The sequence below is a fragment of the Micromonospora sp. DT227 genome, from assembly GCF_049841835.1.
GTDB lineage: Bacteria > Actinomycetota > Actinomycetes > Mycobacteriales > Micromonosporaceae > Micromonospora.
Map to the genome: position 1 here is coordinate 1 of NZ_JBNCLA010000045.1, position 823 is coordinate 823.

At 74.6% G+C, this 823-nt stretch carries 1 protein-coding gene; it reads left to right on the forward strand.

What is annotated here, in order from left to right:
* Positions 1-823, forward strand: an 823-nt coding sequence (locus ACLQ2W_RS33805; protein WP_425791952.1) for an acyltransferase domain-containing protein, incomplete at both ends; no start/stop codon positions are given.

Here is an 823-nt window from a genome sequence, read left to right on the forward strand (position 1 = left end):
GGACCGGCCCCGCCGCGCGGCGGTGTCGTCGTTCGGGATCTCCGGCACCAACGCCCACGTCATCCTGGAACAGCCGGCGGACACCACCATCGCCTCGGCGGGTGTGGGTGAGTCGGCCGGTGGGCCGGTGCCGGTGCTGTTGTCGGCGCGTACCGACGCGGCGCTCGCCGCGCAGGCCGGCCGTTGGGCGGCCTGGTTGGCCGGCGACGAGACGGTCCGCTCCGTCGACGTGGCCTGGTCGTCGGTGGCCACCCGGGCGGCGTTGGAGCAGCGGGCCGTGATCACCGCCGCCGACCGGGACGGCCTGCTCGGCGGGCTGCGGGCGTTGGCGGCCGGCGAGCCGTCCGGTGCGGTGGTCGTCGGTGGTCGGGAGCGGCGGGATCGGGTCGCGGTGCTGTTCTCCGGGCAGGGCGCGCAGCGTGCCGGCATGGGTCGGGAGCTGTCCGGGGCGTTCGGTGTGTTCGCCGCCGCGTTGGACGAGGTGTGCGCGGCACTCGATCCGCTGCTGCCGCAGCCGTTGAAGCCGGTGCTGTTCGGTGACGCCGATCTGCTGGACCAGACGCAGTTCACGCAGGCCGGTCTGTTCGCGGTCGAGGTGGCGTTGTTCCGTCTGGTGGAGTCGTTCGGCGTGATTCCGGACTTCGTGGGTGGGCACTCGATCGGTGAGGTGACCGCCGCGTACGTGGCGGGCGTGCTGTCGCTGGCCGACGCGTGCGCCCTGGTCGCCGCGCGGGGTCGGCTGATGCAGGCGTTGCCGGCCGGTGGCGGGATGCTGGCGGTCGCCGCCCCCGAGGCCGAGGTGGCCGCGTCGATCGCGGACCAC